Below are 23190 nucleotides of genomic sequence, written 5' to 3' on the forward strand. Positions count from 1 at the left end.
CCTTTTCGTCATTGCGAGGAGGCGAAGCCGACGCGGCAATCCAGGGCGGCTTAAACTGCCCTGGATTGCTTCGCCCTGCGGGCTCGCAATGACGAAGGGAGGGCCATGAGTTCGGATCAATGAGTCATGGTGTCAGCCCTCGCCTGTCTCCACCGGGCGGGCGGGGTCGCTGATCCATTCGCTCCACGAGCCGGGATAGAGCCGCGCGCCGGGCAGTCCGGCAATCTCCATCGCCAGTGCATTGTGGCAGGCGGTGACGCCGGAGCCGCAGCTCAGCACGGCGGGCTTGCCGCCCAGCAGCGCGGCGAAGTCCTGCGCCAGCTCTGCTGCGGACCGGAAACGGCCGTCCGGGCCCAGGTTGTCGCGGAAGAAGCGGCTGCGGGCGCCGGGGATGTGCCCGGCCACCGGATCGATCGGATTGGGATCGCCCCGAAAACGCGAGGGATCGCGCGCGTCGAGCACTTGCGCCTCGCCGCCTTCGATATTCTTCAGCACCATCGCGGCATTGACCGGCATGGCCACGAGCGGCTCGCCCGCTTCGAAGTCGCCGGTCATCACCGGACCCGGCGTGGCCGATTCCAGCGGCAGGCCCGCCGCGACCCAGGCCGGCTTGCCGCCATCCAGCACCGCCACATGGGCGTGGCCCAGCCAGCGCAGCAGCCACCAGGCGCGCGCCGCCCAGGCGCCGCCGTTGCTGTCGTAGGCGACGACCTGCTGGCCCTTGCGCAGCCCCAGCGAGCGCAGCCACGCGGCCAGCGCGACCGGCGCGGGCAGGGGGTGGCGGCCGTTGGTGCCGTCGGGCGGACTCGCCAGATCTTCGTCGAGATGGGCATAATGCGCACCGGGCAAGTGCCCTTCGGCATAGATCGCGGGTCCCTTGCCGGGATTGCCCAGATCGAATTCGCAATCGAGCAGCAGGACCTCGCGGCCGGAGGCGAGCAGCGATCGCAGCTGCGCGACAGTGATCAGGGTTTCAAAGGACATGGGGGGGATCTCGGCGAAAAGCATGACGCTGGGGGGCATGACGTGGGGGGCACCGGGAAGCCCGGTGTTCGAAGACTGGAAGCTAGTGACAGAATGCGCCGGCGCAAGCCTAAGCTTGTTGCTTGCAGAGGTGGTGGCGGCGTTCGTCGATAACGTGGGCGGCCTGAATTGGGCAACCTTTTAAGGCTGGCCGGAATTGGACTGGACAGCGCGGATTTCCGTGGGAAAGTCGCCGCATTCAAGAACGAGGCCGGAAGACACGGCCAGAACAAGGATAGCCGCATGACCCCCCGTTCCCTTTCGCTGCTTGCCGGCACGGCCGCATCGCTGGCACTGGTTTCTTCCCCTGCCCGTGCCGATGAAGGCATGTGGACTTTCGATGGTTTCCCTGCCGCGAAGATGAAGGCGGACTATGGCTGGGCGCCCGACCAGGCCTGGCTCGACACGGTCCGCAATGCCGCCGTGCGCCTGACCGGCGGCTGCTCGGCCAGCTTCGTTTCGGGGCAGGGCCTGATCCTCACCAACCACCACTGCGTCGCCTCGTGCCTCTATGACAATTCGACCGGCGACAACGACCTGCTCGATCACGGTTTCGTCGCCGCGGCGCTCACCGACGAGAAGAAGTGCCCCGGCCAGCAGGCCGAAGTGGTGACGAAGATCACCGATGTGACCGCCGATGTGAAGAAGGCCATCGGCTCGCTTACCGGCGAAGCGCTGACCAAGGCCCGCGACGCGCGGATCGCCGAGATCGAGGCGGCGAACTGCACCGACCGCGAAAAGACGCGCTGCCAGGTCGTCACCTTGTTCGGCGGCGGGCAGTACAAGCTCTATACCTACCGCAAGTATTCGGACGTGCGGCTGGTCTGGGCCTCGGAGGACCGCGCGGCGACGTTCGGCGGCGATCCCGACAATTTCAACTTCCCGCGCTATGACCTCGATGGTGCCTTCCTGCGCGCTTACGAGAACGGCAAGCCGGTGAAGACGCCGGATCACCTCAAGTGGAACCCGCGCGCGCCCAAGGAAGGGGAAGCGACTTTCGTCGTCGGCAATCCCGGCTCGACCTCGCGTCTCTACACCCAGAGCCAGCTGGCGTTCGAACGCGAAGTGCGCCTGCCGGTGATCGTCACCACGTATTCCGAACTGCGCGGCCGCCTGATCCGCGCGATGGAAGAAAGCCCCGAGCACGAGCGCGAAGGGCTCGACATGCTGAACGGCGTCGAGAACAGCCTCAAGGTCTATATCGGGCGGATGAAGGCGCTGAACGATCCGGCCTTCACCGGCAAGCTTGCCGAGGCAGAAGCGGACCTCAAGGCCAAGAGCGCGGCCAACGCCGGAATCGGTGATCCCTGGGCGGAGATGGACAAGGCCGTGCAGGCCTACCGCAAGCTCTACATGGCCTATCGTTTCAGCGAGCCTTCGGGCGAACTCTACGGCTATGCCCAGACGCTGGTCATGGCCGCCGCGGAGCGCGCCAAGCCCAATGCCGAGCGCTTGCCCGGCTATACCGAAAGCGCCCTGCCGCTCACCGAAAAGCGCCTGCTCGATGCGGCGCCGGTCTATCCCTGGCTCGACGAGCTGCGGATGGAATGGAGCCTGTCGAAAGCGCGCGAATACCTCGGCGTCGATGATCCGGACAGCAAGCTGCTGCTTGGCAAGGAGAGCCCCGAGGCGCTGGCGCAGCGGCTGGTCTCCGGCACCAAGCTGGCCGATCCGGCGTTCCGCAAGCAGCTGTGGGAAGGCGGGCTGGCCGCGATCGAGGCGTCGGACGATCCGATGATCGTCTATGCCCGCAAGCTGGACGCGCGCCAGCGTGAGCTGGAGAAGCAGGTGGACGAGGCCTATTCGGGCCCGGCCACGGCCGCCGCAGCCAAGCTGACCGACGCGCGCTTCGCCGCCTATGGCGACACGCTCTATCCCGATGCGACTTTCACTCTGCGCATCAGCTACGGCAAAGTCGAAGGCTGGCCCGAACGCGGCCGGCAAGTGCCGTTCGAAACGACGATCGGCGGCACTTTCGAACGCGCGACCGGCGCACCGCCGTTCGATCTGGCCCCGGCTTTCGCCGCGAAGGAAAAGCAGATCGACAAGTCGGTGGCGTTCAACTTCGTGACCACCAACGACATCATCGGCGGCAATTCCGGCTCGCCGGTGATCGACAAGGCGGGAACCGTGATCGGCGCCGCTTTCGACGGCAACATCCACTCGCTGGGCGGCAACTACGGCTACGATCCGGTGCTCAACCGCACCGTGGTGGTTTCCGCCGCCGCGCTGCAGGAAGCGCTGGAAACGATCTATCCCGCGCCGCGTCTGGTGAAGGAACTGGCGGCGAAGTAAGCGCCGCCACAAAAGCCCAAACAAAAAGGGCCGGGGTCATCTGAACCCCGGCCCTTTTTGTATCGGTGAAAGGCCTAGCTCTCAGGCCAGCGCGGCCTTCAGCGCGTCGCCAAGGTCGGTGCGTTCCCAGGGGAACAGGTCGCCTTCGGGCTTGCGGCCGAAGTGGCCATAGGCGGCGGTCGTCGCGTAGATCGGCTTGTTGAGGCCGAGGCCGGTGCGGATGCCGCGCGGGGTCAGGCCGCCGAGCTTTTCGGCCGCAACCTTGGTGAGGGCCGCTTCCAGCGCCTCTTCGGAGACGGTGCCGGTGCCGTGCAGGTCGACGTAGAGCGAAAGCGGTTCGGACACGCCGATCGCATAGGAGACCTGGATCGTGCAGCGCTTGGCAAGCCCGGCAGCGACCACGTTCTTGGCGAGGTAGCGGGTGACATAGGCGGCCGAGCGGTCGACCTTGGTCGGGTCCTTGCCCGAGAACGCGCCGCCGCCATGCGGGGCCGCGCCGCCATACGTGTCGACGATGATCTTGCGGCCGGTCAGGCCGGCGTCGCCGTCGGGGCCGCCGATCACGAACGAGCCGGTCGGGTTGATGTGGAACTTGGTTTCCGCCGTGACGAAGCCCTCGGGCAGGATGTCGGTGACGACCTGCTTCACATAGGCCTTGAGCTCGGCTTCCTTCTCGCCTGCGTCATAGCCTTCCTTGTGCTGGGTGGAGACGACCACGGCGGCCGCGGCCACCGGCACGCCGTTGTGGAAGCGCAGCGTTACCTGGCTCTTGGCGTCGGGTTCGAGGAAGGGCGCCGCGCCCGAATGGCGGTCGGCGGCGAGCTTCTGGAGAATCTTGTGGCTGTAATCGAGCGTGGCCGGCATCAGGTCGGGCGTCTCGTCGCAGGCAAAGCCGAACATGATGCCCTGATCGCCCGCGCCTTCGTCCTTGTTGCCCGAGGCGTCGACGCCCTGGGCGATGTGGGCGGACTGGCCGTGCAGGCGATTGATGAACTCGAAGGTCTCCCAGTGGAAACCGTCCTGTTCGTAGCCGATCGCCTTCACGACATCGCGCACGGTCTTTTCGATTTCCTCCAGCGCGCCGGGGGCCCATGCGCCGTCCTCGTACACGCCCTTGCAGCGGATTTCGCCGGCCAGCACGACAAGCTGGGTGGTGGTCAGCGTTTCGCAGGCGACGCGCGCTTCAGGGTCCTTGGCGAGGAAAAGGTCAACGATCGCATCGGAAATCTGGTCGGAGACCTTGTCTGGGTGGCCTTCCGAAACGCTTTCGGAAGTGAAGACGTAATCACTGCGCATGCATCACACCTGACATATAAAGAAATCTTTATGTGAGGCGTTCTCTACTCGCGACGGCGGCCCAGTGCAACCACCGAAACGGCACAAAGGCAAAGGAATGCCGCGAGCGTGAGCGGCAGCGCGTTGCCGTAGCGGGCGAACAGGGTGGGTTCATGCGGCGGGGGAATGCGGCCGTCGATGCGCCCGGCGGTGTGGCGCGCCAGGGCATGGCGCACCAGGCCATCGGCATCGATCACCGCGCTGATCCCGTTCGTGGTCGAGCGCAGGACCGGCAGGCCTTCCTCGATCGCGCGCAGCCGCGCCTGGGCAAGGTGCTGAGGCGGCCCCCAGGCCCCGAACCAGCCGTCGTTCGAAGGGTTGTAGATGTAGTCGGGGCGGTTCAGCGGATCGACGACTTCGCCGCTGAAGACGATTTCGTAGCAGATCTGGATACCGGCCTTGCCCCAGCTGCCGAAGTCGTAGGTTCGCGGGCCCGGCCCCGGCCAGAAGTCGAGTTCGCCGGCGACGAAGCGCGAGGCGCCGAGCGGTTCCAGCAGCCAGCGCAGCGGCAGGTATTCGCCGAAAGGGACAAGGTGGGCCTTGGAATAGCCAGCCAGAATGCGCCCCTGCCCGTCGATGGCGGTGACGGAATTGCGTGCGGCAATGGCGTCCTCGTCCTTCATGACGAGGTCCACGGCGCCGGTGAGCAGCAGGCCGTAGGGGCCGATCACCCGGCCGATGCGCGCGCGGGCGATTTCCGGATCGGCGGCGTAAGTATAGAGGCGGTAGAGATAGAGCGGATAGCCGTCGCGCAAGTAGTCGCCGAGGCCCGATTCGGGCCAGAACACCACGCGTTTCTCCCCCGGATCCCGAGGCAGGGACAGAAGCGCCATCTTCTGGAAGTTGGCTTCGTACCAGCGGGGATCGTCGACGATTTCCTGCCGCAGGTCGGGCTGGATCAGCGTGAAGCGCACAGCGCCTTCCTCACGCGAGGCCCAGGGGTCGGGCAAGGTCATTACGGTGCCCAGCACCGCGGCGGCAGCCAGGACGGGAACGGCCCAGAGCCAGCGTTTCGCGCCTTGGCCCCCCGTGCCCAGCCGGGCGAAGATGCCCGGCAGTCCGGCGAGCAGGACCAGCACTCCGGACAGCCCGTATGTGCCGATCCAGGGGGTCAGGAGTGCGAGCCCGCGTGTCTGGAACTGGCCGAGCAGGGCCACGCCGAGCGGATTCCACGCAAAGCCGGTAAAGACCCAGGCGCGCATCCACTCGGTGACGATCCAGGCCGCGCCGAGGGCGAGAACGAACGCGGGAAACGCGGCACGCCCCTGGCCCCGGTCCGGACGCGTCAGCAGCCAGGCCGCGAGCCCCGCCAGCGCGGGAAACACGGCCAGGTAGAGCGAGAGCAGGACCACGGCGATGCCGCCCAGCCAGGCCGGCATGTTCGCCTGATAGGTAAAGGCGGTCGCGATCCAGTTGTCGCCGAGCGTGAAATGGCCGAGGCCGAAGTACCAGCCGATCAGGAAGGCGCCGCGTCCGGTACGGGCGCGCACCACGAGTTCGAGCAGGCCGGCCACGGCCAGCAGCGTCAGGGGCCAGAGCGAGAGGGGTTGAAACCCGCAGGCGGCCAGCGCGCCGCTGCCGATGGCGGCAAGGGCTACCGTGAGGCGGGGCCGCTCCAGGGTTTTCGGGATCTTGGGAAAGGACATGGGGCGCCGGGGAGAGTGCATCGGCGCCGGGTTGTAAGCCTGCCCGGCAGCGACGCAAGCGAAGTTGCGCGCGCCGGGCAAGGTTGTCGCATTATCAGCTGTTCACGGTCTCGAGCGTGCCGCCGGCATCGTCGGCCGGAGGTGCGGTCTTGCGGGTGCGGCGGCGCTTGGGCTTTTCTTCCGCAGCGGCTTCGGCAGGCTCCTCGGCGCTCTTTTCCGGCGCCTTGGCCGAAATCGAGGGCGGCAGTGCGGCCGGGTCGAAATTGCTCGCGCCGGCATCCTGCTCCGATTCGCCGGCATCCGCACCTTCGTCGCGGGTCTTGCGGCGCGGCTTGCGGGCCTTGGGCGCGCGTGTGCTGCTGCTGCGGTTGTCGCGAACGAAGGGATTGTCCACGGGCTCGTAGATCGAGCGCGGGTCCGAGCCGGCCTCTTCCGCGCCGGTCTCACCGGCTTCGGCGGTTTCCGGCTGGTCTTCGGCCGGTGCCTTGCCGCGCGGCTCGCGCTCGGCACGCGGCGCCCGTTCCTGGTCGGCGTTGCCGCCCCCATGATGGCCCGAATAACCGCCGGAATAGCCGTTGTCGCCGTAGGTATCGTCGTCGGACCCGTGGTCCTCGCCGTTGTCCTGGTGCTGGCGCTCGTCGCGGCGCGGCTGGCGGGATTCTTCCTGGCGCGCCTTCTGGTCGGCAAGGACGCGGAAGTAGTGATCCGCGAACTGGAGGTAGTATTCCTCCTGAACGCGATCGCCGTTGAGATGCGCGTCGTGGGCCAGCTTCTTGTACTTCTCCAGCAGCTGCGGAGCATTGCCCCGCGCCCTGCTGTCGATGCGATTCATCTGCTGGCCGCCCTGCTGACGGTTATTGCCGCGGCCACGCCTGCGGTTGTTACCACGATTATTATTCAAGGATTACTTTCCTCAAAACCCCTGGCATGCGTCCGGACGCTGCGCCCGGACCGCCGTATGTCTATGATCACGGCTAACCCCCCGGCCGCCGAGACTTCCACATCTGCCTTGCCACGGCGCCCCAACCGCGACCGCTTGCAAATAATGGAGGTGAACCGGGAATGGGAAGTTTCGTCCATTAACCGGTACCCCGTAATCATTAGGGTCTCCGAACCCGGATTCCAAGCAAAAACTTATGCCGATCCGCTGTTATCGACCGAAAATGCGATGATTCGCGAGCGCCCGCCCAAGTCGTGATGGACTGCGGCGGCCAGTCCGGCGGCACGGCCGATGGCGCTCACGGCATCAGCCTGCCGGTGCCCGATTTCAACCAGAGCCAGCCCGGAAGGGGCCATGAGGTCGGGCAGCTGGGGGATCAGTATCCGGTAGGCATCGAGCCCTTCGGGGCCCGCGAACAGCGCGCCGTGCGGCTCGTGATCGCGTACCACGGCCTCAAGCGGGGCATTGTCTTCCACATAGGGCGGATTGGCCAGAATCAGGTCGAACGGGCCGCCCAGATCCTGCGTCCAGCCGGGCTGTTCCCAGTCGCGCAGATGGAAGGCGGCGCGCGGGGCCAGCCCGAGCTTCACCGCGTTGCCGGCGGCGACGGCCAGCGCTTCGGCGCTGCGGTCGATGCCCACGCCATGGGCATCGGGAAAAAGACTGAGCGCGGCCAGCAGCAAGGCGCCCGAGCCGGTGCCGCAATCGAGGATGCGCGCCGGGGCATGGCCGGAGAAAGCCTCGTGGGCCGCATCGATCGCGGTTTCGGAATCGGCGCGGGGGATCAGCACGGCGGGCGTCACGGCGAATTCCAGGCCATAGAATTCGGCGCTGCCCAGAATATAGGCGACCGGCTCGTCGCGCAGCCGCCGGGCGAGCAGGGCTTCGAACGCTTCGGGGGCCGGATCGCGCATGTGCCGCAGCAGCAGTTCGGACCGGCTCGCGCCCAGCGCCGCGGCCATCAGCAGTTCGGCATCGAGGCGGCCGGTTGAACTTTCCGGGCCGAGCTGCCGGGTGGCCTCGCGCAGCCGCTCGGCGACAGTGATAGTCACGAATCCATCGCCGCGAGGCGCTTGGCTTCATCCTCGGCGATCAGCGCGTCGATCAGTTCGCTGAGGCCCGGGCCTTCGAGCACTTCGGGCAGGCGGTGCAGGGTCAGGTTGATGCGGTGGTCGGTCACGCGCCCTTGCGGGAAATTGTAGGTGCGGATGCGCTCGGAGCGGTCGCCCGAACCGACCATGGCCTTGCGCGCCTCGGCCTCGGCGCCCTGCGCCTCGTCGCGCATCTTCTCGTAGAGGCGCGCGCGCAGGACCTGCATCGCCTTGGCCTTGTTCTTGTGCTGGCTGCGCTCGTCCTGGCAGATCACCACGAGGCCGGAGGGCAAGTGGGTGATGCGCACCGCCGAATCGGTGGTGTTGACGTGCTGCCCGCCCGCGCCCGAGGCCCGGTAGATGTCGATCTTGAGGTCCTTGTCCTCGATCTGGACATCGACTTCGCTCGGTTCGGGCAGGACGGCCACCGTCGCGGCGGAGGTGTGGATGCGCCCGCCCGATTCGGTGACGGGCACGCGCTGGACGCGGTGGACGCCGCTCTCGAACTTGAGCTTGGCGAAAACCCCGGTGCCCGCGATATTGGCGACGACTTCCTTGAAGCCGCCCAGATCGTTGGCATTGGCGGAGATCATCTCGACCTTCCAGCCCTGCTCGGCGGCATAGCGCTCGTACATGCGGTAGAGATCGGCGGCGAACAGGGCGGCCTCGTCGCCGCCGGTGCCGGCGCGGATTTCGAGCATGGCCGGGCGCTGGTCGGCGCTGTCGCGTGGCAGCATGGCCACGGCAAGCTGGCGTTCGAGCTCGGGCAGTTCCTGCTTGATCCGGGCGATTTCCTCGGCCGCGAGCGCGCGCATCTCGGGATCGGGATCGTCGAGCTGCTGCAGGTTCGCCAGTTCGCCGCGCATGTCGGCGACTTCGCGCGCGACTTTGGCGACCGGCTCCAGCTCGGCATAGTCGCGGCTGGCGGCCACGAAAGCATCGCCTTCGAGCGTGCCCGAGGCGAGCCGCGCTTCGAGTTCGGCGAAACGGTGCGCGATCTGGGCGAGGCGTTCGTCAGAGACCGACATCGTGCCGTACCTCCCATGCCGCGCCCTTATCCGTCATCCCCGCGAAGGCGGGGATCCCGCTTGGGCGCGTTAGACGCGAAGAAAGCGGGGCCCCCGCCTTCGCGGGGGCGACGGGTTTTTCTTGAAAGGCCACGCTGTTCACGACTGCAGCGACTGGATGACCTGCTCGACTGCGAGATATTCGGCGGTCGGCTCCGCCGCGCGCAAGTTGGCGACAGGCACGCCGTCGCGCATCACGAACGAGACGAGCACTTTCGCGCCCAGCTTCACCGCCTTGTCGAAGCGCTTGCGGGGCGATCCGGTGGCGATCATCTCGGCATCGATGCCCTGATGGCGCAGCGCGGTGATGGTCTTCTGCGCATAGCCCAGCGCGGCATCGTCTTCGACCGCGAGGATGCAGGTCAGCACCGGTTCGCTCGACGCACCGGCATCGGCCACCAGCATCGCCAGCCGCTCGATCCCCGCTGCCCAGCCGACCGCCGGAGTGTGCGGGCCGCCGAGCGCTTCCAACAGCCCGTCGTAGCGGCCGCCGCCGAGCACGGTGCCCTGCGCGCCCAGACGGTCTGTCACAAATTCGAAAGCGGTATGCCTGTAGTAGTCGAGCCCGCGCACAAGGGCCGGAGCCCGGACGAAGTCCACCGAGGCGGCTTCGAGCCCTTGTGTCACCGCGCCGAAGAAATCCTGCGCTTCGGCCGAGAGGAAATCGTCGATCTTCGGCGCATCGGCGGTGAAGGGCTTGTCGCGCGGGTCCTTCGAATCGAGGATGCGCAGCGGATTGCGCTCCAGCCGGTCCTGCGAATCTTCGCTCAGCGCATCCTTGTGGTCGCGGAAGTATTCGATCAGCGCGGTGCGCCAGGCCTCGCGGCTGGGGGCATCGCCGAGCGTGTTCAATTGCAGCGTCACGCCTTCGGCAATGCCGAGTTCCTTGAGGAGCTGATCGGCCATGACCAGCAGCTCCACGTCGGCCATCGGTTCGGCCGCGCCGATCACTTCGGCGTCGATCTGGTGGAACTGGCGGTAGCGGCCCTTCTGCGGACGCTCGTAGCGGAACAGCGGCCCGTGCGTCGCCACTTTCAGCGGGGCGAACTGCTTCCAGCCGTTGGTGAGAAAGGCGCGGGCGATGCCGGCGGTGAATTCGGGGCGCAGGGTCAGCGAATCGCCGCCGCGGTCCTCGAACGAATACATTTCCTTGGAGACGACGTCGGTCGTCTCGCCCAGCGAGCGCGAGAACACGGCGGTCTTTTCGAACACCGGCATCTCGACCCGGCGGAAACGGTAGAGCTTGCGGACGCGCTCGAAGGTCTCGACGACGTGCGCGAAAGCCTCGGCATCGGCGCCGAAAATGTCCTGGGTTCCGCGAATGGCCTGAGGCGTCTGGCCCTGAGGTGTGGAATTGGGTGTGCTGCTCATGACGCGCGCGCTTAGCCCGAATGGGCGCGGCGATAAAGTGGGCGTGCATCCAGCTCTGCATTGGATGGTTGCCAAATGCGGTAATGGACGCAAAGATGGGCGTAATGAAATATCTTTCCGCGGTTGCGACGCTCTCTGCCCTTCTGTCCCTTGGCGCTTCGGCGACGGCACAGGATTCCACCCGAACCACGCCGATGGCGCCCGCGCTGCCAGCGGCGATCCCGGCTGCGCAGGACGTGCCCTATCCGGGCACCCTGGCACTGACGATCGATGCGAGCGATGTCGAGCACGGCGTGTACCGCGTGACGGAGCGCGTTCCGGTGGCGCCCGGCACCTCCACGCTGACGCTGCTCCAGCCCGGCTGGCTGCCCGGCAACCACTCCGAGACGGGCCCTTATTCGCTGCTGGCCGATTTCCACTTCTATGCCGACGGCAAGGAAATTCCCTGGGTGCGCGACACTGTGGCGGTGAATGCCTTCCACCTCTCGCTGCCGCAGGGCACCAAGCAGGTGACGGCGAAATTCGTCCACACTTCGCCGGTGCGCTCCAGCGAGGGCCGCATCACGATGACGCAGGAAATGCTCAACCTGCAGTGGGAGAAGATGAGCCTCTATCCCGCCGGCCATTACGTGCGCGACATTCCGGTGCAGCCCACCGTCACGTTCCCGAAGGACTGGACCGTTTTCACCGCGCTCGACGGCATGGCGCGGCAGGGCGACACCGTGACCTGGACGGCGACCGATTATGAACGGCTGGTCGATTCGCCGATCTTTGCCGGGATCAATGCCAAGCGCTGGGACCTGGGCCATGACGTGCATCTGGACGTCGTGGCCGACGAGCCGGAGCAGCTGGCGATTACGCCCGAGCATCTCCAGACCTACCGCAATCTCGTCGATCAGGCGCTGAGGACGTTCGGCGCGCGCCATTTCGATCACTATGATTTCCTGCTGGCGCTGACCGACCGCATGGGCGGCATCGGCCTGGAGCATCACCGCTCCAGCGAGAACCAGTACGAGCCCAATTCCTGGACAGACTGGGACGCGATGGACTGGGATCACAACGTGATCCCGCACGAATTCACCCACAGCTGGAACGGCAAGTACCGCCGCCCGGCCGATTTGTGGACGCCCGACTACCAGCAGCCGATGCAGAACACGCTGCTGTGGGTCTATGAGGGGCAGACCCAGTTCTGGGGCTATGTGCTGGCGGCCCGCTCGGGCGTGCAGGCCAAGGATACCGTGCTCGGCATGTTCGCCAGCGCCGTGGCCAAGTACGCCGAAGGCACGCCGGGCCGCGGCTGGCGTTCGGTGGAGGATACCACCGCCGCGCCGCAGCTCGCCCGCCGCCGCCCGCTGCCTTACGTCTCGCTGACCCGCAGCGAGGACTATTACGTCGAAGGCGCGCTGACCTGGCTGGAAGCCGACCAGATCATCCGCAAGGGCACCGGCGGCAGCAAGGGCCTCGACGATTTCGCAAAGGCCTTCTTCGGTGTGCGCGACGGGGACTGGGGCGAGCTGACCTATGACTTCGACGAAGTCGTGCGCACGCTGAACGGGATCTATCCCTACGACTGGGCGACGTTCCTGCGCACCCGGCTCTATCAGACGAACCAGCCCGCACCGATGAACGGCGTGCGCATGGCCGGGTACAATCTGGTGTGGAAGGCGGAGCCCAACCCTTACGAAAAGGGCCTGTCCGATGCGCGCAAGACGCTGGACCTCACGTATTCGCTGGGCTTCTCGCTCGACAAGGACGGCAATGTCACGTCGGTGCTGTGGGACGGTGCGGGCTATAATGCCGGGATCGTCAATGGCGTGAAGATCGTGGCGGTCAACGGCCGGGCCTATTCCAAGACGGTGATCCAGAATGCCATTACGGCCGCGAAGACTTCGCTCAAGCAGCCGGTCACGCTGCTGGTGAAGCGGGGCGAGCGGTACGATACCGTCGCGATCGACTACCACGACGGGTTGCGCTGGCCCTGGCTGGAGAGCGCGACGCCCGGCAAGGCGAATGGTCTGGACCGGCTTCTCGCACCTCGACGCAACTAAATTGCGTGCGGACGAGAAGGCTGTTGCGGTGCAAAAGAGTGACGGCTAAGTCGCGCGCATCTTGATCCCATCGGCATTTATTCAGGGAATGCCAGTAAAGAAGGACCATCATGCGCATCGACAAGATTCCCGTTGGCGATAACCCGCCGGAAAGCCTTAATGTTATCATCGAGGTCCCGGTCGGCGGTGAGCCGGTCAAGTACGAGTTCGACAAGGAATCGGGTGCGCTGTTCGTTGACCGCATCCTGCACACGCCGATGCGCTACCCGGCGAACTACGGTTTCGTGCCGCACACGCTCTCGCCCGACGGGGATCCGCTGGACGCTCTCGTCGTCGCGCGTTCGCCGTTCATCCCGGGCTGCGTGATCCGCGCCCGTCCGATCGCGGTGCTCAACCTGGAAGACGAGCACGGCGGCGACGAAAAGCTCGTCTGCGTGCCGGAGGACAGTACTTTCCCTTACTATTCGGATGTGAAGGAAAAGGATGATCTTCCGGAGATCGTCTTTAAGCAAATCGAACACTTTTTCACCCACTATAAAGACCTTGAAAAGGAAAAGTGGGTACGTATCGGTACATGGGGCGGTGCGGATGATGCCCGCCAGATCGTTCTGGAAGCGATCGAGCGGTATCAGGCCACGAAATCCGCCTGATTCGAGTTTATTGAGAACGAGGTCCACTCCCCCATGTGGATCGGGGGCCGGCGGCGAAAGTCGCCGGCCCCTTGTCATATGCGAGGCCTTCGTCCTGGGGCGATTTGCAGCTGGCGCGTGATCGCCTTACCTTGAATCGTCATTGCGAGGCCCGTAGGGCCGCGGCAATCCAGAGCGTCGTGGCGCCGCACTGGATTGCTTCGCTCCGCTCGCAATGACGAAGCAAAGGGACGGGAGTTGTCATCAGCAAGCCTCGATATAAGCAAGTTTTGGTAGGAATTATCTTCTCCGAACCTCAGCGGGAACGGGGGCTGTGGAGATTCGGGCCAGACGGCGGCGGCGTTTGCAGGCCCGTATGAGCTGACGCTTCACGGATCCTAGGCGGCCACGCCCCAGCTCTCCGCATAGGCGGTCAGCCTGGCGAGATAGCCGTCCCGCTGCGCCGGGGGGATCCACGCCGTGCCGAAGGCATTGCGTTCGATACGGACGAGTTCGGCGGGGGTCAGGGCGCTGTCCTTCTGCGCGCGGATCAGCACCTGGGTAATGTATTCGCTGCCCATGTAGGCCGGATCGTCGGAATTCACCGAGACCTTGAGCCCGGCGTCGAGCATCTTGCGCAGGGCATTGATCGGCTGGCCGCCTTCCATGACCCTGCCCGAGAACGTCGGGCAGACGGTGAAGGCAATGCCGAGGCTCTTGGCAAGGGCGACCAGCTCGGGCGACTGGACGATGTTGCCGCCATGATCGATGCGTTCGGTCTTGAGATCCACCAGTGCCGTGCGGATATGGTCCAGCGTGTTTTCCTGATTCACGTCGCAGTGCATCGTCACATGCAGACCGGCGGCGCGGGCCTTGGCGAAGTGTTCGGCGAACTTCTCCGGCGGATTGCCCTTCTCGTCGGAATCGAGACCGACACCCACCAGCTGGTCCTTGTAGGGCAGCGCGGCATCGAGCGCTTCCATGGCCGATTCGGCGCTGAGATCGCGCATGAAGCACAGGATCAGCTGCGACTCGATCCCCAGCCTCTTCGCCGCGTCGCCGCGGGCGCGGGTAATGCCGCCGATTACGGCCTCGATCGGGACGCCGCGCTTGAGATGCTCCTGCGGATCGAAGAACATCTCGGCATAGAGCACGTTCTGCGAGGCTGCCTTGCCGAGGTAGCCATAGGCGAGATCGTAGAAATCCTGCTCGGTCAGCAGGACCTGCATCCCGTCGTAGTAGATCTTCAGGAAGCTCGGCAGGTCGTGGTAGATATAGCTGCGCTTCATCGCGGCGACATCGGCATAGGGCAGTTTCAGCCCGTTGCGCCTGGCCAGCGCGAACTTCATTTCCGCTTCCAGCGTGCCTTCCAGATGGACGTGGAATTCCGCCTTGGGCAGCCCGGCGATGAAGCGGACCATGGTCGCCTCGTCCTGAGGCGGCGTGGCTGCGCGGGCCTCGGTCAGAAGTGCACGGGCCGGAAGCGCGCAGGCCAGTGGAGCCGCCATGGCGGCGCGGATGAGCTGTCTTCTGTCGAACATGTATGCGGTCCCCGTGGTGCCGAAAAGTCCTTCCGGCACGATCATGGCACTATCCCGTGTTTCCGGCGAGGCTGTCCATCGACGATTAGGCGACGCACTGTTCCAAAAATTGCAGCAGCTTAGCCGGTTCATGCGCTTTCCTCGCAGTTTTCCGGGTTGCAGGGCGCGCGCCGTCCCGGCATTATGTTGCGATGCACAATGCCCCTGATACGACCATTTCGCCGGAGCGCACGATTATCGAGGCGATTGCCCTCAAGCGCGCGATCAGTGCCCGCTACAACAGCGCAGACATGCTGCTGGCGCCGCACCGGCTGTTTTCCCGGCATGGCGAACTGTTCGTCAGCGCGCTCAACTTGCGCAAGAACTGGCGCTCCGAAGAGGAGCGGCGCCTTGGCCATTTCAAGCTCGATGGCCTGTCCGGCACGGAAATCACCGAAGACCTGTTTGAGCCGCTGCCCGCCGACGAAAACGGCCTGCCGCGTGAGACCGATCAGGAAGTGTTCTCGATCTACGCCTGACGGACAGCCCCGCCCGAAAGCGGCGGGGCGCCGGAATCAGGCCGGATCGATACCCATGCAGAGGTACTTCACCTCCATGTAGTCATCGAGCCCGTAGTGCGAGCCCTCGCGGCCGAGGCCCGACTGCTTGACCCCGCCGAAGGGGGCGACCGCGGTCGAGATCAGGCCGGTGTTGATGCCCACCATGCCCGCCTCGATGGCTTCGGCCACGCGCCACACGCGGGACAGGTCCTTCGAGTAGAAATAGCTGGCGAGGCCGAACTCGGTATCGTTGGCCATGCGGATCGCCTCGGCTTCCTCGGTGAAGCGGATCACGCCTGCCAGCGGGCCGAAGGTCTCCTCGCGGGCCAGCTTCATCTCCGGGGTGACGTTCGCAACCACGGTGGGGCAGAAATAGGTGCCGCCCAGCTCGCTGCGCTGGCCGCCCGCGAGCAGGGTGGCGCCGCTGCCCAGCGCGTCCTGAAGGTGTTCCTCGACTTTCTCGACCGCCTTTTCGTCGATCATCGCGCCGATCTGCGTGCCTTCGTCCATCGCGTAGCCGACCTTCATCGCATTGACCCGCGCAGCCAGCTTGGTGACGAATTCGTCGTAGACGCCGTCCTGCACGTAGAAGCGGTTGGTGCATACGCAGGTCTGGCCGCCGTTGCGGAACTTGGAGATCATCGCGCCTTCGATCGCGGCATCGACATCGGCATCGTCGAACACCAGGAACGGCGCGTTGCCGCCCAGTTCCATCGAGCACTTCTTGATCGTCTCGGCGCATTCGCGCAGCAGGTCGCGGCCGATCTCGGTCGAGCCGGTGAACGTGACTTTGGCGACCTTGGGGTTGCGGGTGAGTTCCGATCCGATCTGGCCCGCGCTGCCGGTCACGACGTTGACGACGCCGGCCGGAATGCCCGCCATCTCGCAGAGGCGGGCGATGGCAAGCGCCGAATAGGGCGTGGCCGAGGCCGGCTTGATCACGATCGTGCAGCCCGCCGCCAGCGCCGGGCCGAGCTTGCGGGTAATCATCGCGTTGGGGAAGTTCCACGGGGTGATCGCGGCGACGACGCCGACCGGCTGCTTGATCACGACGATCCGCTTGTCGCCCTGATGGCTGGGGATCACGTCGCCATAGGCGCGTTTGCCCTCTTCGGCGAACCACTCGATGAAGCTGGCGCCATAGACGATCTCGCCCTTGCCCTCGGCGAAGGGCTTGCCCTGTTCGCGGCTGAGCAGTTCGCCCAGATCGTCCTGATGGGCCATCATCAGGTCGAACAGCTTGCGCATCATCGCCGCGCGCTCGCCCGCAGTCCTGGTGCGCCAGCCGGGCAGCGCGGCCTGGGCGGCGTCGATTGCCCGGGCGGTTTCATCGGCCCCCATCTTCGGAACCGTTCCCAGTACTTTGCCCGTGCCCGGATCGATGACGTCGAACGTGGCCCCGGAATCGGCATCGCACCACTTGCCGTCGATGTAGCACTGCTGCTTGAGGAACTGGGTGTAGGCCATTTCGCGCGGGTCCTCTTCTGATTCCTGCCGGACCATCCTTGCAGGATGGCGGTTCCGGTAATGGGCATAGGGACGACCCCTTAGCGTGACAACTGTCCAGCTAGGGTCTGTGGGGATTCAGGCCCTAGAGTGGGGGCGGTTCTTCCGCATCCCTCACAAGGGACAGGTTCGCTTCCTGCCGGGATGAATTCATGCCGGGGAGCCGGCCGCGCGAGAGGGGCCGGGCCTGTCCGCGCACATCAGGCCTTGCCGTAGTGACGGCGGATCAGGCCGATGAAAGGGCTGGCGAGTGCTTGTGCGACATGCGCTTCGTCCGCATGGAGCAGGCCCACCTCGCGGGTCAGTTCGAGATCCTTCACCGGCACGAACCGCACCGAGGGTCCGGCAAAGCATTCGGGCATCATGCCGATCCCGGCTCCGGCGCGCACGACGGCCAGCACGCGTTCGTCGCTGGTGGTCTTGAGCACGAAGCGTGGGCGCACGCCGCGGGCGATAAAGAAGCGGTTGACCTCGGGCAGGGCCTCGCAGTGGCGGCGCAGCGCCATGCGGTCGCGCGCGAGCTGTTCGGCCATGACTTCGCGCTCGCCCGCCAGCGGATGATCGACAGGCAGCACCATCATGTAGCGCTCGCGCGCCAGGACTTCGGGGTGGAAGCGTGCGTGGTGCGCTCGCACTACCGTCAATGCGACGTCGATGCGCCCGCGTTCGAGGCGCTCGATGATGTCGCGCTCGCTGCCGTCGAGAATTTCCAGCGCCTCGCCGGAGCCCAGCGCGCGGTGCTGCTGCAGCAGGTCCTCGATCATGGCGGTGGGGATGGTGCCGAGCACGCCGATGCGCAGCAGCGTGGGGTCGGAAACTTCGGCGAGTTCGACGAGTGCATGTTCGTATTCGGCGGCGATTCGTCTGGCCCGGACAAGGAAACGGCTTCCGGCAAGCGTCAGCGCCACGCCCTTGCCGTTCGGCCCGCGGCGGTCCCGGTCGAACAGGCGGGCGCCCAGTTCGCGTTCCAGCTTGGCGATTCCGGCGGAGAGCGAGGGCTGGGTCACGCTTACGCGCTTGGCCGCGCGGCTGAAGCTGCCGGTTTCGGCCACGGCGAGGAAATAGCGCAGCTGGTACTGATCGATCATAGAAGCTGTCTATGGAATTCAGGCGAAACTTTCAATTTCCTCTGACGATCCAGCTTCGTTAGATAGGCAGTGTAAATCGAACCTCGACGGGATGAGGCTGCTGCTGAGGGCGGCCGGAAAGGAATTGCGGGCATGAGCGCGCCGGTGCTCCAGACCAATGTCAGCCTCGACAGCCCCGAGGCCAAGGCGCGCGAGGCGCATAACCGTGCTCTGGCAAAAGAGCTGCGCGGCAAAGTTGCGCAGGCCGCGCTCGGCGGCAGCGAGAAGGCGCGCGAGCGCCATGCCGGCCGCGGCAAGCTGCTTCCGCGTGACCGTGTGGAGCGCCTGCTCGATCCCGGCTCGCCGCTGCTCGAACTGGGACAGCTTGCCGCCAACGGGCTCTATGGCGAGGATATTCCCGGTGCCGGCCTGATCACCGCGATCGGCCGCGTCTCGGGCCGCCAGTGCATGATCGTGTGCAACGATGCCACGGTGAAGGGCGGCACCTACTACCCGATGACGGTGAAGAAGCATCTGCGCGCGCAGGAGATCGCCGAAGAGAACCGGCTGCCGTGCATCTACCTCGTCGACAGCGGCGGCGCCAACCTGCCGCACCAGGCCGAGGTCTTTCCGGACAGGGATCACTTCGGCCGGATCTTCTTCAACCAGGCGCAGATGAGCGCGAAGGGCATTGCCCAGATCGCCTGCGTCATGGGGTCGTGCACCGCGGGCGGCGCCTATGTGCCGGCGATGAGCGACGAGACCGTGATCGTGAAGGAGCAGGGCACGATTTTTCTGGCAGGGCCGCCTTTGGTGCAGGCCGCAACCGGGGAAGTGATCTCGGCGGAAGATCTGGGCGGCGGCGATCTGCACAGCCGCAAGTCGGGCGTGACCGATCATCTGGCCGACAATGACGAGCACGCGCTGACCGTGGTGCGCGATATCGTCTCGCACCTTGGCCCGGTGCACCGGCATGGCCTGCCGAGGCAGGAAGCGCGCGCGCCCAAATACGATCCCGAAGAGCTCTATGCGATCATCCCCGAGGACGTGCGTGCGCCTTACGACGTCCATGAGGTGATTGCCCGCCTGGTCGACGGCAGCGAATTCCACGAGTTCAAGGCGCTCTACGGCACCACGCTGGCCTGCGGCTTTGCGCATATCCACGGCACGCCGGTGGCGATCCTTGCCAACAACGGCGTGCTGTTCTCGGAGTCTGCGCAGAAGGGCGCGCACTTCATCGAACTGGCCTGCCAGCGTCAGATCCCGCTGCTGTTTCTCCAGAACGTCTCGGGCTTCATGGTCGGCGGCAAGTACGAGGCGGAAGGGATCGCCAAGCACGGCGCCAAGCTGGTGACGGCGGTCGCCACGGCCAGTGTGCCCAAGATCACCGTGCTGATCGGCGGCAGCTTCGGCGCGGGCAATTACGGCATGTGCGGCCGCGCCTATGGCCCCCGCTTCCTGTTCAGCTGGCCGAACGCGCGCATCTCGGTGATGGGCGGCGAACAGGCCGCCAGCGTGCTGGCGACAGTCCACCGCGATGCTGCGAAGTGGGACGAGCGCGAGGCCGAAGCCTTCAAGGCGCCGATCCGCCAGAAGTACGAGGACGAAGGCAACCCCTACTACGCCACCGCGCGCCTGTGGGACGACGGCGTGATCGACCCGGCGCAGACAAGGGATGTGCTGGGGCTTGCACTGGCGGCGGCGCTTGAAGCGCCGATCCCGGAGGCGCCTCGTTTCGGGGTGTTCCGGATGTGATGAAGCTGGAAACGGACAGAGTCACCATCGACGAGGTGACAATCGCACAATTGCGCGAAGAACTCGGTTCGCTGGATGGTGTTGATAACACGCGCGCGATCCTGTCACGCGGCGACGAATTTTATCTGCAAACCGCTTGTTTTGATAATGGCTTCGTTATCGAGAAGCGCGAGGGTAGCGAGGCGGATCATTTCCATGCAGTGCCTCGCCATGCCCCGCTGCCAGCCACGCGCACGCCACCGAAACGCGGCTGGCTACGGCGTCTGTTCGCTTCGAGTGATTTTCTTACCTCCGAATGCGCTTTCTCCAAAGCCGATATGATCAGGGCATTCGCCGCCTATTACGAGGGCACCGAGGCGCAATTGCCGCTTGAATGGAAGGAGGGCTATTGTGATCGCTGAACTCCTCGTCGCCGGCCCGCTGCGGTCCGGCCTGTTCAGGAAGGGGCGGCCATGACGCAGGAGCCGCAATCGTCAGGCAACAACGGTATGCCGCGCTGGATGATTATCGCCTTCGCCGCGAAGCTGGTGCTCGTCGTCGCCATCGTCATCGCCGTCGTCTGGTGGGCCAACGCATGATTGCGTCGCTCCTCATCGCCAACCGCGGCGAGATCGCCTGCCGGGTTATCCGCACCGCGCGCCGCCTCGGCATCCGCACCATTGCCGTCTATTCCGATGCGGACGCCGAGGCGCTGCATGTGCGCGAGGCGGACGAGGCCGTTCCCATCGGCCCGGCCCCGGCGCGCGAGTCCTACCTTGTGGCGGAGAAGATCATCGCCGCCGCCCGGCAGACCGGCGCCGAGGCGATCCACCCCGGCTATGGCTTCCTTTCCGAGAACGCCGCCTTTGCGCAGGCGGTGATGGATGCCGGGATCGTCTGGGTCGGGCCTGACCCTTCTTCGATCACGGCGATGGGCCTCAAGGATGCGGCCAAGACGCTGATGGCCGAGGCCGGAGTGCCGGTGACGCCGGGTTATATGGGGGAAGACCAGTCGCCCGGCCTGCTTGCCGACGAGGCGGGCAAGATCGGCTATCCGGTGCTGATCAAGGCCGTCGCGGGCGGCGGCGGCAAGGGTATGCGCCTGGTCGAGCGCGAGGAGGACTTCGCCGATGCGCTCGCCTCGTGCCAGCGCGAGGCGGCGAGTGCGTTCGGCAACGATCATGTGCTGATCGAAAAGTACATCGCCTCGCCCCGCCACATCGAAGTGCAGGTCTTCGGAGACAGGCACGGCCATGTGGTGCACTTGTTCGAGCGCGACTGTTCGCTGCAGCGCCGCCATCAGAAAGTGATCGAGGAAGCGCCCGCGCCCGGCATGGATGCTGCAACCCGCGAGGCACTTTGTGCAGCTGCCGTGCGTGCAGCAAAAGCGGTCGATTATGTCGGTGCGGGCACGATCGAATTCATTGCCGACGGCTCGGGCAAGCTCTCGGCGGACAAGATCTGGTTCATGGAAATGAACACCCGCCTGCAGGTGGAACACCCCGTTACCGAAGAGATCACCGGAGTCGATCTGGTCGAATGGCAGCTGCGCGTCGCTTCGGGTGAACCGCTGCCGCTCAGCCAGGAAGACCTGACCATCGACGGCTGGGCAATGGAAGCGCGCCTCTATGCCGAAGACCCGGCCAGGGGCTTCCTGCCGAGCGTGGGCAGGCTCGAATTGCTGCAGTTCGGCGATGCGGAAGGGGGGCGCATCGACACCGGCGTCTATGAAGGTGCGGACGTCTCTCCGCACTACGATCCGATGATCGCCAAGGTCATCGCCTGGGGCGAAGATCGCGACGAGGCGCGCGAGCGGCTGGAGGAAATGCTGCAGGACAGCGCAGTGTGGCCGGTGAAGACGAACGCCTCGTTTCTTGTGAAGGCGCTGCAGCATCCGGACTTTGCTGCAGGCACGGTTGATACCGGCCTGATCGGCCGCGACGGCGCGGACATGGCCGAGCCGCCCGTGCCGTCGGACGAAGTGCTGCAGGCCGCCGCCGATGCGCTGGTGCCGCTCGCCGCCATCGCCGGTTTCCGTCTCAATGCTGCACCCCGGCGTGCAGCATGGTTCCTGCTCGATGGTGCCAGGGTCGAGATCGAGCTGACCGGGCAGGGCAGCGCGGAACCGGCCCTGGGCGTGCTGGTTGCCGAGCAGGGGCAGGCCTGGCTGCTCTCCCCCTGGCGTCACGACGCAGTGCATGGCGCCACCGGCGGTTCGGGCGCGATCATGGCGCCAATGCCGGGCAAGGTCATCGCGGTCGAGGTTGAGAAAGGCGACAGGGTCGTCAGGGGGCAGAAGCTGCTCACGCTCGAAGCGATGAAGATGGAGCACACGCTGACGGCGCCGTTCGACGGGGTCGTGGCAGAACTTGGCGCGGGCGCGGGCCAGCAGGTGCAGGTCGATGCCCTGCTGGTGAAGATTGCGGAAGACGCGGAACAGGACGTGTAGATGAAACGGGAACCGGACAGTTACGCCCATCATTTCGCAGGCCGTTGCCACTGCGGCGACTTGCGCGTGGTTATGCACAGCGACAAGGCGCCGGAGAGGTTCACGCCGCGGGCCGACCAGTGCGGTTTCTGCCTGCGGCATCGCGCGATGGCGGTTTCCGATCCGGACGGGCTGATCGAACTGGAGGCGCCGGGCGATCTGGAGCCCTATCGCTTCGGCTTCGGGATCACCGACTTCTTCGTGTGCGGGCGCTGCGGCGTTTTCGTGGCGGCGGTCTGGCACAAGGACGGCGGGACATGGGCGGTGGTCAACCTGCCGGCGCTGGACGATCGCGACCGTTTCACAAGAGAGCCCGCGCCGATGGATTTCGAAGGCGAGGATGTCACAGCGCGCGGGGCGCGGCGGCTGCGCCACTGGACCCCGGCGCGGCTGACGCTGCGAGCGCCGGAGCCGCACGCGTGACAGGCCTTGCGATGCGCGATGCGCGCGAGGAGGATCTGCCCGCCATTGTCGCGATGCTGGCCGACGACGAATTCGGCCGGGCGCGCGAGGATGCCTCGCTGCCGCTCGATCCGGCCTATGTCGCGGCCTTCCGCGCGATCGACGGATCGTGGGAACGCTGCAGCTCAGCTTCCTTGCCGGCATTTCGATGCATGGCGCCTGGCGCGGCCAGATCGAGGCCGTGCGCATCGACAGCAGCCTGCGCGGTCAGGGGCTGGGCGCGCAGCTGGTTGCCTGGGCGGTCGAGGAATGCCGCGCGCGGGGATGCAAGGCGGTGCAGCTGACATCGCACCGCGACCGCGCCGATGCGCACCGGTTCTACGAACGGCTGGGCTGGGAACGGAGCCACGCCGGCTTTAAGCTCAAGCTCGCCTGACGGGGCGAAGACCCCGAAACACAAAGGAAAGC

General features: G+C 65.8%; 20 protein-coding genes. 10 read left to right on the forward strand and 10 right to left on the reverse strand.

Annotated features, from left to right (window positions below):
- Positions 1-132 precede the first annotated feature (132 nt).
- Positions 133-984 carry a sulfurtransferase gene (locus NN5_RS11745; protein ID WP_067734289.1) on the reverse strand — a complete coding sequence of 284 codons (852 nt, stop codon included), beginning with the start codon at positions 982-984 and terminating at the stop codon, positions 133-135.
- 282 nt (positions 985-1266) lie between these two features.
- Between NN5_RS11745 and NN5_RS11755 the strand changes: the two genes are divergently transcribed.
- Positions 1267-3318 (forward strand): S46 family peptidase, encoded by a 2052-nt coding sequence (locus NN5_RS11755; protein WP_067734291.1) that lies wholly within the window; start codon positions 1267-1269, stop codon positions 3316-3318.
- An 81-nt stretch (positions 3319-3399) separates the two neighbouring features.
- On the opposite strand, the gene metK is transcribed toward NN5_RS11755, so the two are convergent.
- The 6 genes from metK to hisS form a co-directional block, all read right to left on the reverse strand.
- The gene (gene metK, locus NN5_RS11760; protein WP_067734292.1) at positions 3400-4614 is read right to left on the reverse strand and encodes a methionine adenosyltransferase; all 1215 of its coding nucleotides are present in this window, start codon (positions 4612-4614) and stop codon (positions 3400-3402) included.
- Between the two features lie 44 nt (positions 4615-4658).
- A complete protein-coding gene (gene lnt, locus NN5_RS11765) occupies positions 4659-6299 on the reverse strand; it encodes an apolipoprotein N-acyltransferase (protein WP_245656428.1) in 1641 nt (546 codons plus the stop codon).
- 94 nt (positions 6300-6393) lie between these two features.
- The gene (locus NN5_RS11770; protein ID WP_084384888.1) at positions 6394-7200 is read right to left on the reverse strand and encodes a DUF4167 domain-containing protein; all 807 of its coding nucleotides are present in this window, start codon (positions 7198-7200) and stop codon (positions 6394-6396) included.
- 233 nt (positions 7201-7433) lie between these two features.
- A complete protein-coding gene (gene prmC, locus NN5_RS11775) occupies positions 7434-8285 on the reverse strand; it encodes a peptide chain release factor N(5)-glutamine methyltransferase (RefSeq protein ID WP_084384890.1) in 852 nt (283 codons plus the stop codon).
- 2 nt (positions 8286-8287) lie between these two features.
- Positions 8288-9358, reverse strand: coding sequence for a peptide chain release factor 1 (gene prfA, locus NN5_RS11780; protein ID WP_067734295.1), 1071 nt, complete (start codon positions 9356-9358; stop codon positions 8288-8290).
- Between the two features lie 138 nt (positions 9359-9496).
- Complete coding sequence (gene hisS, locus NN5_RS11785; protein ID WP_067734296.1) at positions 9497-10768, reverse strand: histidine--tRNA ligase; 1272 nt, start codon at positions 10766-10768, stop codon at positions 9497-9499.
- Positions 10769-10872: 104 nt separating this feature from the next.
- On the opposite strand from hisS, the gene NN5_RS11790 reads away from it, so the two are divergent.
- Together NN5_RS11790 and ppa are read left to right on the forward strand one after the other, a co-directional pair.
- Positions 10873-12816, forward strand: coding sequence for a M61 family metallopeptidase (locus NN5_RS11790; RefSeq protein WP_067734297.1), 1944 nt, complete (start codon positions 10873-10875; stop codon positions 12814-12816).
- A 110-nt stretch (positions 12817-12926) separates the two neighbouring features.
- Entirely contained in the window at positions 12927-13466 is a 540-nt protein-coding gene (gene ppa, locus NN5_RS11795; RefSeq protein WP_067734298.1) for an inorganic diphosphatase, read from the forward strand.
- A gap of 377 nt (positions 13467-13843) precedes the next feature.
- Here ppa and add read toward each other — a convergent pair whose 3' ends face one another.
- Positions 13844-15031 (reverse strand): adenosine deaminase, encoded by a 1188-nt coding sequence (gene add, locus NN5_RS11800; RefSeq protein ID WP_245656430.1) that lies wholly within the window; start codon positions 15029-15031, stop codon positions 13844-13846.
- A 146-nt stretch (positions 15032-15177) separates the two neighbouring features.
- Between add and NN5_RS11805 the strand changes: the two genes are divergently transcribed.
- On the forward strand, positions 15178-15504 hold the full coding sequence (locus tag NN5_RS11805; RefSeq protein WP_067734299.1) for a WYL domain-containing protein: 327 nt from the start codon (positions 15178-15180) through the stop codon (positions 15502-15504).
- 36 nt (positions 15505-15540) lie between these two features.
- Here the strand turns inward: NN5_RS11805 and NN5_RS11810 are convergent, their stop codons facing one another.
- Together NN5_RS11810 and NN5_RS11815 are read right to left on the reverse strand one after the other, a co-directional pair.
- Entirely contained in the window at positions 15541-16992 is a 1452-nt protein-coding gene (locus NN5_RS11810) for an NAD-dependent succinate-semialdehyde dehydrogenase (RefSeq protein WP_067734318.1), read from the reverse strand.
- Positions 16993-17231: 239 nt separating this feature from the next.
- Positions 17232-18119, reverse strand: a complete 888-nt coding sequence (locus NN5_RS11815) for a LysR family transcriptional regulator (RefSeq protein WP_067734300.1) — start codon at positions 18117-18119, stop codon at positions 17232-17234.
- A 132-nt stretch (positions 18120-18251) separates the two neighbouring features.
- Between NN5_RS11815 and NN5_RS11820 the strand changes: the two genes are divergently transcribed.
- The 6 genes from NN5_RS11820 to NN5_RS26540 all read left to right on the forward strand — a co-directional run bounded on the left by NN5_RS11820 (position 18252) and on the right by NN5_RS26540 (position 23158).
- Complete coding sequence (locus NN5_RS11820; protein WP_067734301.1) at positions 18252-19853, forward strand: carboxyl transferase domain-containing protein; 1602 nt, start codon at positions 18252-18254, stop codon at positions 19851-19853.
- On the forward strand, positions 19853-20254 hold the full coding sequence (locus tag NN5_RS11825; RefSeq protein WP_067734302.1) for a hypothetical protein: 402 nt from the start codon (positions 19853-19855) through the stop codon (positions 20252-20254). Before NN5_RS11820 ends, NN5_RS11825 begins: the two co-directional genes overlap by 1 nt.
- 51 nt (positions 20255-20305) lie before the next feature.
- Positions 20306-20431 carry a hypothetical protein gene (locus NN5_RS27190; protein ID WP_281190418.1) on the forward strand — a complete coding sequence of 42 codons (126 nt, stop codon included), beginning with the start codon at positions 20306-20308 and terminating at the stop codon, positions 20429-20431.
- The gene (locus NN5_RS11830; RefSeq protein WP_067734303.1) at positions 20428-22281 is read left to right on the forward strand and encodes an acetyl/propionyl/methylcrotonyl-CoA carboxylase subunit alpha; all 1854 of its coding nucleotides are present in this window, start codon (positions 20428-20430) and stop codon (positions 22279-22281) included. Before NN5_RS27190 ends, NN5_RS11830 begins: the two co-directional genes overlap by 4 nt.
- Positions 22282-22743, forward strand: coding sequence for a GFA family protein (locus tag NN5_RS11835; protein WP_067734304.1), 462 nt, complete (start codon positions 22282-22284; stop codon positions 22741-22743).
- Between the two features lie 148 nt (positions 22744-22891).
- Positions 22892-23158 carry a GNAT family N-acetyltransferase gene (locus tag NN5_RS26540; RefSeq protein WP_245656432.1) on the forward strand — a complete coding sequence of 89 codons (267 nt, stop codon included), beginning with the start codon at positions 22892-22894 and terminating at the stop codon, positions 23156-23158.
- Positions 23159-23190: the final 32 nt, after the last annotated feature.

This window comes from Novosphingobium naphthalenivorans NBRC 102051, assembly GCF_001590985.1.
Lineage (GTDB): Bacteria > Pseudomonadota > Alphaproteobacteria > Sphingomonadales > Sphingomonadaceae > Novosphingobium > Novosphingobium naphthalenivorans.